7 protein-coding genes are annotated in these 10,310 nt (G+C 74.8%); all 7 read left to right on the top strand.

Going from position 1 to position 10,310, the window contains the following annotated elements; genetic code table 11:
* Positions 1–857 (top strand): beta-ketoacyl reductase (locus tag ACFVZH_RS16420; protein ID WP_384897747.1); only part of this gene is annotated, 857 nt, incomplete at its 5' end.
* 35 nt (positions 858–892) lie between these two features.
* Positions 893–5,773 carry an SDR family NAD(P)-dependent oxidoreductase gene (locus ACFVZH_RS16415; RefSeq protein WP_384897745.1) on the top strand — a complete coding sequence of 1,627 codons (4,881 nt, stop codon included), beginning with the start codon at positions 893–895 and terminating at the stop codon, positions 5,771–5,773.
* Between the two features lie 164 nt (positions 5,774–5,937).
* A complete protein-coding gene (locus ACFVZH_RS16410; protein ID WP_384897743.1) occupies positions 5,938–6,783 on the top strand; it encodes a 3-hydroxyacyl-CoA dehydrogenase family protein in 846 nt (281 codons plus the stop codon).
* Between the two features lie 68 nt (positions 6,784–6,851).
* Entirely contained in the window at positions 6,852–7,106 is a 255-nt protein-coding gene (locus ACFVZH_RS16405) for an acyl carrier protein (protein ID WP_384897742.1), read from the top strand.
* Positions 7,107–7,117: 11 nt separating this feature from the next.
* Entirely contained in the window at positions 7,118–8,269 is a 1,152-nt protein-coding gene (locus ACFVZH_RS16400; RefSeq protein WP_384897740.1) for an acyl-CoA dehydrogenase family protein, read from the top strand.
* Positions 8,266–9,432, top strand: coding sequence for an HAD-IIIC family phosphatase (locus ACFVZH_RS16395; RefSeq protein ID WP_384897738.1), 1,167 nt, complete (start codon positions 8,266–8,268; stop codon positions 9,430–9,432). The genes ACFVZH_RS16400 and ACFVZH_RS16395 overlap by 4 nt, the downstream gene beginning before the upstream one ends.
* A complete protein-coding gene (locus ACFVZH_RS16390) occupies positions 9,425–10,198 on the top strand; it encodes a thioesterase II family protein (RefSeq protein ID WP_384897736.1) in 774 nt (257 codons plus the stop codon). The genes ACFVZH_RS16395 and ACFVZH_RS16390 overlap by 8 nt, the downstream gene beginning before the upstream one ends.
* The last annotated feature ends 112 nt before the right edge of the window (positions 10,199–10,310 follow it).

Below are 10,310 nucleotides of genomic sequence, written 5' to 3'. Positions count from 1 at the left end.
ACTACGCTGCCGCGAACGCCGCGTTGGACGCGCTGGCCTGGCAGCGACAGGGACGCGGACTGCCCGCCGTCTCCGTCGCCTGGGGCCTCTGGGCCGAGGCCAGCGGGATGACCGGACACCTCGGCGAGGCCGAGCTGCGCCGCATCGCCCGCGACGGCAACGTGCCGCTCGGCGTGGAGGAGGGCCTGGAGCTCTTCGACGCGGCCATGGACACCACCCTGGCCGCCGTCGTCCCCGCCAAGCTCGAACCGGCGCGGTTCCGCCGGCCCGTACCGCCGCTGCTCAGCGGCCTGGTCCGGGGCACGGTGCGGCGCGCGGCCCGCTCCGCGCAGCCCGCCGGGACGGCCACCCTGAAGTCCCGGCTGGACGGACTGCCCGAGTCCGAGGCGCAGCGCCTCGTCCTCGACGTGGTCCGGGCCCAGGCGGCCCTCGTCGTGGCCGAGTCCTCCGGCGACGCGATCGACCCCGAACTCTCCTTCCGGGACCTCGGGTTCGACTCGCTGACCGCGGTGGAACTCCGCAACCGCCTGGCCGGCGCCACCGGCCTGCGGCTGCCGACGACCGTCGTCTTCGACTTCCCGACCCCCGCGCGACTCGCCGCCCACGTCCACGAACAGCTCGCCCCCAGCGCCCCCGCGCCCGAGGCGGCGGACAGCGCGCTCGCCGAGATCGAGCGGGCGCTGCGCGGCGCCGCCGAAGCCGGCGGTGCCACGGACGGACTGGCCGACCTGCTGCGCCGCACGCTGACGGAGCTCGGCGGCGGCACGGCGGCGGACGCCGGCGCCGAACCGGACGAGCAGGAGCTGTTCGCCTCCGACGAAGAGATCTTCGCGTTCATCGACGAGCAGCAGGCGTGAGCGCCGCCCACCCGAGTGAGAAGAGTCCGAGACTGATGGCAACCGAAGAGAAGTTGCGCGATTACCTCAAGCGGGCGACGACCGACCTCGCGCGGACGCGGCGACGCGTGGCCGAGCTGGAGGAGCGCGCCGCCGAGCCCATCGCGATCGTGGGCATGGCGTGCCGCTACCCGGACGCCGACGGCGTCGACGCCTACTGGGACCTGATCAGCAACGGCCGCGACGCGGTCACCGACGTGCCGGCCGAGCGCTTCCGCATCGAGCCGTACGAGAAGGACTACGGGGTCTACACCCGGCGCGGTGCCTTCCTCAAGGACATCGCCGGCTGGGACGCCGAACTGTTCGGGATGTCCCCGCAGGAGGCCCTGCGCATGGACCCCCAGCACCGGCTCCTCATGGAGCTGGTGTGGGAGGCCATGGAGAACGCCGGCACCCCGCCCGAGCGGCTGGCCGGCACCCGTACCGGAGTCATGATCGGCCTGTTCGACACCTTCCAGTACGGCAGGCTGCAGACCGAGCGCCAGGGCCCGGTGGCGTACACCGACCCCTATCTGGTGCAGGGCAGTTCGCCGAGCGTGGCGTCCGGGCGCATCGCGTACCACTTCGACCTGCGCGGACCGACGCTCACCGTCGACACCGCCTGCTCGTCGTCGCTGGTGTCGGTGCACCTCGCCGCGCAGAGCCTGCGGCGCGACGAGTGCGAGCTGGCGATCGCCGGCGGCGTGTCCCTGGCGATGATCCAGCCCGACACCTCGTTCGTGTACGCCTGCGCCTCGTCGATGCTCTCGCCCGACGGCGAGTGCCGGACCTTCGACGCCGGGGCCAGCGGCTACGTCATGGGCGAGGGCGGCGGCGTCGTCATCCTGGAACGGCTGTCCTCGGCCCTGCGCAACGGGCACCGCATCCACGCGGTGCTGCGCGGCTCCGCCGTCAACCAGGACGGCCACAGCAACGGCCTCACCGCACCGAACCGGGCCGCCCAGGTGGCGGTCATCAAGGAGGCGCTGGCCGCCGCCGCCGTCGAACCCGACGAGGTCTCCTATGTCGAGGCGCACGGCTCGGCCACCCGGCTCGGCGACGCCATCGAACTGGGCGCGCTCCACGACGTGTTCAAGGGCCGGTCCGCCGACCGGCCGCTGGCCGTCGGCGCCGTCAAGACCAACATCGGCCACACGCTCTCCGCGGCGGGCGTGGCCGGCCTGATCAAGACCGTGCTCGTCCTGGAGCACGGCGTCGTACCCCCCAACCTGCACCAGAACGCGCCGGCCGAGGCCGTCCCCGAGGACGGCACCGTACGGCCCGCCGTCCGCTCCCACCCGCTCGCCGAGGACGGGCGCCGGCGGATCGCCGGCGTCAGCTCCTTCGGCTGGTCCGGCACCAACGCGCACCTCGTCCTGGAAGCCGCGCCGGAGCCCGCCGAGCGGTCCGGCGAGGACGACACGCAGGCCGAGCCCGCCGCCCCCGCCGCGCACACCGCCGGGCAGCCCGCCGCGGCACCGCCGCGCGCCGAGGTGTTCCCCGTCTCCGCCGCCGGACCGGACGCCCTGCGGGCCCGCCTCGCCGGACTCGCCGAACGGATCGGCACGCCGGAGGGGACGAGCCTCGCCGACCTCGCCTACACGCTCCGCGAGGGCCGCTCCGCCCAGGAGTTCCGGCGCGCGGTGGTCGCGACCGGCCACCAGGAGGCCGCCGCGCTGCTCTCCGGCGCCGCCGCCGAGCCCGGCGAGCCCGGCGTGCGCCGGGGCAGGGGCAGGCCGCGGGTCGCGTTCCTGCTGCCCGGCACCGGCGACCAGTACGCCGGCCTGGGACGCGGGCTCTACCGCGACGAGCCGGTCTTCGCCGAGGCCGTCGACCGCTGCATCGCCGTCGCCGACGACTGCGGGGTCGACCTGCGCCCCGCCTTCTTCCCGGCGGAGGACGGCGCGGACGCGTCCGGCCGGCCGGCCGGCGGCGCCCCCGACCTGGCCGCGCTGCTCGGCCGCGCGGGCGCCGGCACCGAGCCGGCGGACGACCCGCTGCACCACGCCGAGGTGGCCCACCCCTTCCTCTTCACCGTCGAGTACGCGCTCGCCGCCCTGCTCCGGCACTGGGGCGTCACCCCCGACGTGCTCATCGGCTACAGCCTCGGCGAGTACGTCGCCGCCTGCCTGGCCGGAGTGTTCACGCCCGGGGACGCGCTGCGGATCGTCATCGAGCGGGCCCGCCTCATCGAGGCGGCCGAACCCGGCCGGATGCTCGCGGTCTCCGTCGGCGAGAAGGAGGCCCGCGCGGCCCTCGCCCAGTGCGGCGCCTCGGTCGACGTGGCCGCGCTCAACGGCCCCCACATGACCGTGCTCAGCGGGCGCCCGGACGAGATCGAGCGCGTCCAGCGGCACCTGACGGACCGCTCCGTGGCCTGCCGTCCGCTGCGCTCCGCGCACGCCTTCCACTCCACACTCCTGGAGCCGGCCCGCGCCCGCCTGGCCGCCCTGATCTCCGCCGTGCCCCGCCGGGAACCCACCGGCACCATCGTCTCCAACCTCACCGGCGCCCGGCTGACACCGGCCCAGGCCACCGACCCCGAGTACTGGGCCGAGCACCTGGTCCGCCCCGTCCGCTTCGCCGACGGCATCGCGCACTGCGCCACGCTCGGCGTCGACGTGTACGTCGAACTGGGCGCCGGCCAGACCCTCGGCGGCCTCGTCCGGCAGAACGCCGCCGGCCAGGCGCACGCCGTCTTCGGCACCCTGCCCGCCCCCTGGCCGGCCCGGAACCGCAAGGACGCGCGCAGCGCGCTCCTGGAGACCTGCGCCCGGGTCTGGGAGACCGGCGTGGACGTCTCCTGGCCCGCGCTGCGGCCCGCCGGGGCCACCCTGGCGGACCTGCCCGGCTACCCGTTCCAGCGCACCCGCTTCTGGCCCGAGCCGGCCACCGGCCACACCGGCGGAACCGGCCTCGGCCCCGCCGGCGGCACCCCGGACGAGCCCGCCGACGCCTGCTACGCGCCGAGCTGGCAGCAGGACGTCGCCCACGGCGTCCTCCCGCCCGCCCTGGACGGCCCCCTCGTCGTCTTCGCCGACGCCTCCGGCGCGGGTGCCGGACTCGCCGACCTGGCCGCCGCCGCGGGGACGCCCGTCCTCGAAGTGGTGGCGGGCGACGCCCTCCGGCGCGACGGCCGGCGCCTCGTCGTCGACCCGACGGACCCGGCGCACCACAAGGAGGCGGTCACCGCCGCCGCCGCGCTCGGCACCGGCCCCCTGCACATCGCCCACCTGTGGAGCCTGGACTCGCGCGGCGCCTCCGGCCCCGCCGAGGACGCCGAGGAGGCGGCGCTGCGCACCGCGACCACCCGCGGCTTCGACACCCTGCTGCTCGCCTTCCAGGCCCTCGCCGACACGTCGGGCGGCCGGGAGACACGGCTCCTCACGGTCACCGCCGGAGCCGTCGAGGTCACCGGCGGGGACGTCACCGCCCCCGAGCGGTCCCTCGTGCACGGCCTCGGCCGCATCCTGCGCAGCGAGCACCCCGCCCTCCGCTGGCGCGGCCTGGACCTGGAGGCCGGCCCGTCCGGTACCCCGGACGCCGCGGACGCGGCCCGCGCCGTCGGCCACGAACTGCGCCGCGGCCCGTGGACGGACGCGGCGACGGAAACCGGCGCCGACGCCCTCGCCGCCCGCCGCAACGGCCGCCGCCGGCTGCGCGGCTGGGGCCCGGTCGACCTGCCCGCCACCGCGCCCGCCGCATGGCGGCCGGACGGCACCTACCTGATCACCGGCGGCACCCGCGGCCTCGGCATGACCCTGGCCCGGCACCTGGTCGAGTCCGGCGTCCGCCGGCTGGCCCTGGTCGGCCGGACCGCCCTGGACCGGACCGCGCCGGACGACGGCACGGAGACCGCCCGCACCCTGCGGGACGTCGCCGCGCTGGAGGCGGCCGGGGCCGAGGTCCTGCTGCTCACCGCGGACGCCGGCGTGCCGGAGCAGCTGCGCGACGCGCTGCGCCGGTGCCGGGAGCACTTCGGTGCCCTGCACGGCGTCGTGCACGCGGCGGGCGTCCCCGCCGGCGGGCTCGCCGTGCGCCGCACGGTGGCCGAGACGGCGGCCGTGCTCGCGCCGAAGGTCCTGGCGATGGCCCCGCTCGCGGAGCTGGCCGGCCCCGGCGCCCCCGAGGGGGAGCGCCTGGAACTGCTCGTCCTGTACTCCTCCGCGGTCACCGTGCTCGGCGGCCTGGGCGAGGGCGACTACTGCGCCGCGAACACCGTCCTGGACTCCTACGCCGCCGCGCTCGCCGGCGCGGCCCCCGGCACCCGGGTCCTCTCGGTCGCCTGGAGCCCCTGGCAGCACGACGCCTGGGGCGCCGAGGCCGAGGACGGCCTCGCGGGACGGGTGCGCGCCTACCGGAGCGCGTACGGCTTCACCGACGAGGGCGGCTGCGGCCTCCTGGACCGGATGATCGCCGGCGCGCAGGGCCCGGTCCTGGCCCTGCGCCAGCCGCTGGACGCGGCCCGCCGCGCCTGGGAGTCCCTGTCCGACCTGAACGCGCCCGCCGAGGACACCCGGGAGGCGGTCGGCGCGACCCGCTTCCCGCGCCCGCACCTGCGCAGCGCGTACGTGGCGCCGGGCGCCGGCCTGGAGACCACGGTCGCCGAGGTGTGGAGCGCCTACCTGGGCCTCGAACAGGTCGGCGTGCACGACCCGTTCTTCGAGCTCGGCGGCAACTCCCTGATCGGCCTGTCCATGGTGGCCGCCCTGGAGAAGCGACTGGGCCGCCCGGTCGCCCCGGCGCTGCTCTTCGAGCACCCGACCGTCGCGGCCATGGCCGCCGCCCTGGCCGCCCCGGACACGGACGCGGCGGCCCCCCGGGACACCGGCTCCGGCGACCGCATGGAACGCAGGCGGCAGGCGCTGGGCGCCCGCCGCGCCGCGGCCCGCGCCTGACGACGGCGGCCCGGCACCGGACACGGCACGGCAGCGGACATCAGCACAACGGCACGGCACGGCAGCGGACATCAGCACAGCGGCACAGCGGCACAGCGGCACAGCGGCACAGCACAGCACAGCAGCACACACATCAACCGCAGTACGAACGAACGGAGACGGACATGAGCCTCATCGGAGTGGTGGGCGCCGGAGTGATGGGCGTCGGCGTCGCCCAGAACCTCGCGCAGAGCGGGTACGAGGTCGTCCTCGTCGACAAGGACGAGGAGATCCTGGCCGCGGCCCGGGCCACGATCACCCGCAACTGCCGCCTGAGCGCCCTGATGGGCGGCCCCGCCCTCGACGCGGACGAGATCCTCGCCCGCATCACCACCGCGGTGGGCGTCCCCGCGCTCGCCAAGGCGTCGATGGTGATCGAGAACGTCACCGAGAACTGGGAGATCAAGCAGCAGGTGCACCGCGAGATCGACGAGGTCTGCGCGCCGGACACCGTCGTCATCGTCAACACCTCGGCCATCCCGATCACCCGCGTCGCCTCGCTGAGCAGCCGTCCCGCCCAGACCGTCGGCGTCCACTTCATGAACCCGGTGCCCGCGAAGCCGGTCGTCGAGCTGATCCCCGGCGTCCACACCTCGCCGGAGACCGTCCAGCGCACCCGCGACCTGCTGACCGGCATGGGCAAGAAGGCCGTCGAGGTCAAGGACTCGGCCGGCTTCGTCTCCAACCGCGTCCTGATGCTGACCGTCAACGAGGCCGCCTACCTGGTCCACGAGGGCGTCGCCACCGCCGAGCAGGTCGACGAGGTCTTCCGCGGCTGCTTCGGCCACCCGATGGGCCCGCTGGAGACCGCCGACCTCATCGGCGTCGACACGATCCTCTACAGCGTCGAGGTGCTCTACGAGCACTACGCCGACAGCAAGTACCGCCCCTGCCCGCTGCTCAAGCAGATGACCGACGCGGGGCTCCACGGCCGCAAGTCCGGCCGCGGCTTCTACACCTACGACGGCTGAGCCGCACCGCCCGTCCGCACCCCTCCCTTCTTCCTCCCCCACTTTCCCTTCCGTCGAGGAGCACTCTCATGGCGAACACCCACGCGACCACCATCCGCGCCTTCATCGTCGGCCGTCACCCGCAGGCCGAGCTGACGGACGAGCAGGACATCTTCTCCCTCGGCTTCATCAACTCCCTCTTCGCGATGGAGCTCGTGATGTTCATCGAGAAGGAGTTCGGCGTCTCCCTGCCCAACGACGAGCTGCGGATCGACAACTTCCGCACCGTCTCCTCGATGGCCGAGCTGGTGGAGCGCCGACTCTCCGCCGCCGTCTCCGCGTAGGGACCGGGACGATGACCACTGCTCTCCCGACGCTCGACCGGAGCGCCGTCCGGTCCTTCGTGGACACCCACGTCGTCCCGGAGGCGGACCGGTGGGACCGTGCCGGGGCGATCCCGGAGGAGTTCCTCGCCCGCCTCTCCGAGGCGGGCCTGTGGGCCCCGTTCCTGCCGGCCGAGGTCGGCGGGGCCGGCCTGGACATGGTCGGACTCGGCGCCGTCCACGAGGAGGTCGGCCGCGGCTGTTCCTCCGTACGCAGCCTGCTGACCGTCCACACGATGGTGTCCTGGGCGGTCCAGCGCTGGGGCAGCGACGCCCAGCGCGAACGCTGGCTGCCCGACCTCGCCGCGGGCCGTGTCCTCGGGGCGTTCTGCCTGTCCGAGCCCGGCGCGGGCAGTGACGCCGTCGGCATCACGACCACCGCGACCGCGCACGGCGACGGCTGGCTGCTCAGCGGCGTCAAGAAGTGGATCACCAACGGGGCGCGCGCCGACCTGTTCCTGGTCTTCGCCCGCAACGGCCTCGGCATCAGCGCGTTCCTGGTCCCGCGGACCGCGCCCGGTGTACGGGTCGAGCCGATCCACGACATGCTCGGCACCCGGGCGTCGATGCTGGCCGAGGTGACCTTCGACGGGGTCCTCCTCGGCCCGGACGCCCTGGTGGGGCCGAGCGGCTTCGCCAGCGGCATGGTGCTGACCGGCGTCCTCGACCTGGGGCGGTACAGCGTCGCCTCCGGCTCGGTGGGCATCGTCCAGGCGTGCCTGGACGCCTCCGCCGCGTACGCCTCGGCGCGGACCGTCGGCGGCGCCCCGCTCGCGGAGCTCCAGCTGATCAGGGCCAAGCTGTCGGACATGGTGACCGACGTACGGGCGGCGCGGCTGCTCTGCCAGGAGGCCGGCCGGCTGAAGGACGCCGGGGACTCCGCCACCATCATGGCCACCTGGGTGGCCAAGTACTTCGCCTCCACCGCCGCCGCCCGGCACGCGACGGAGGCCGTGCAGATCCACGGCGCGCTCGGCTGCGCCCCGGGCTCCCCGACGGCCCGCTTCTACCGCGACGCCAAGGTGATGGAGATCATCGAGGGCAGCAGCGAGATCCAGCGGATCACCATCGCCGACGAGGCGTTCCGGAAGGCCGGCGGCACGAACACGGAGGACCAGCGATGAGCCAGCAGGGCGCGGTCGCCGCGCTGCCGAAGAAGCCCGCGCAGGGACGCATCAAGTGCGTCGTGTGGGACCTGGACAACACCCTGTGGGACGGGGTCCTCCTGGAGGACGGCGAGGTGACGCTCAGGCCGCACGTGGTCGAGCACATCCGCCGCCTCGACCGGATGGGCGTGCTGCATTCGGTGGCCAGCAAGAACGACCCCGAGACCGCCCTGGCCACCCTCCGCGACCTGGGCATCGAGGACCTGTTCCTGTGCCCGCAGATCGGCTGGAACGCCAAGTCGGACTCGATCCGGCACATCGCGAGCGCGCTCAACCTCGGCCTGGACGCCTTCGCGTTCGTCGACGACCAGCCGTTCGAGCGCGCCGAGGTGGCGGCGACGGTGCCGGAGGTGACCTGCGTCGACGTCGTCGACATCGACGAGGTGCTGCATCTCCCCGAGTTCCGGCCGCGGTTCGTCACCGACGAGTCGGCCGAGCGCCGCGGCATGTACCAGGCGCAGCTGACCCGTGACGGGCTCGCCCGCGACTTCGTCGGCACCAGCGAGGAGTTCCTCGCCGGCCTCGACATGTGCTTCACGATCGCGCCCGCGCGCCGGGAGGACCTCCAGCGCGCCGAGGAACTCACCCTGCGCACCAACCAGCTCAACTCCACCGGCCGTACCTACTCGTACGACGAACTGGACGAGCTGCGCAGGTCCGACGACCACCTCCTGCTGGTCGCCTCGCTGACCGACCGGTTCGGCGGCTACGGCAAGATCGGGCTCGCCCTGGTGGAGAAGACGCAGGACGTCTGGCACCTGCGGATGATGCTGATGTCCTGCCGCGTGATGTCCCGCGGGGTCGGCATGGTGCTCCTCAACCACCTCATGCGGCTGGCCCGTTCGGCCGGGGCCGCCCTGCACGCGGACTTCGTGGAGACGGGCCGCAACCGGATGATGCAGATCACCTACGCCTTCAGCGGGTTCACCGAGGTCAGCCGGGACGGCGACCGCGTGGTGCTCGGCGCCGACCTGGACAACCTCCAGGACCCGCCGGCCTACGTCACCCTCGACATCCTCGACGGCGGCGAGTCCGAGTCCGAGTCCGAGTCCGAGTCCGGGTCCGGGTCCGAGTCCGGGTCCCGCCTCGACTCCGACGCCGGGGACGGCGCCGATGTCTGATCCGGCACGCTGGCTCCCCTACCGGTCCGGTGGGGGAGCCCTCCGGCTGTACTGCCTGCCGCACGCCGGCGGGTCCGCCTCGGCGTTCCGGTCCTGGATCGGCACCGTCCCCGGGGTCGACGTCCGCCCGGTGCAGCCGCCGGGCCGGGAGGGCCGGCACCGCGAGACGCCCTACGCCCACATGGAGGACCTGGTCGCCGACCTCGCCGAGGTGGTCCTCGCCGACGTGGCCGAGTCGGGCGGCGGCCCGTACGCCGTCTACGGCCACAGCCTCGGCGCGATGACCGCGTTCGAGCTGGTGCGCAGGATCGGCGCGGTCGGCGGACCGCAGCCGGTGCACCTGCTGGTCTCCGGCTGCGGCGCCCCCGAGCTGTGCGGCGGCCTGGAGGGGCTCACGCCCATCCGGGACATGTCGACGGAGCAGATCGCCGAACTGCTGCGCAGGCTCGGCGGCACCCCCGAGTGGCTGCTGGGCAACCAGGCGCTGCTCGCCATGGTCCTGCCGCCGTTCCGGGCCGACTTCACCGTCAAGGAGAACTACCGGTACGTCCCCGGCGCCCCGCTGTCCCTTCCGGTGACGGCGCTCGCCGCGACGGACGACCCGCGGGCCTCCGTGGCCGACGCGGCCGCCTGGGAGGCCCACACCGACGGGCCGTTCACCCTGCGCACGCTGATGGGGGGCCACTTCGCGGCGCTGGAGCAGGCCGACGTGACCCGCAAGCACATCGAGTCGGCGCTGCGGCCCTGGGCGCTGTCCGCGAGCTGATCCCGACGAAGACGCCGGTGGGGGGGGGGGGGCGGGGGGCGGGCCGGGCCCCCCCCCCCCTGGGGGGGCTGGGTGGCCGGGCTCGCGCCCGACACCCCCCCCCCCCACCACG

This window comes from Streptomyces sp. NPDC059534 (genome assembly GCF_042743475.1).
Classification (GTDB): Bacteria; Actinomycetota; Actinomycetes; order Streptomycetales; family Streptomycetaceae; genus Streptomyces.
This window is presented reverse-complemented; position numbering and strand designations above follow the sequence as displayed.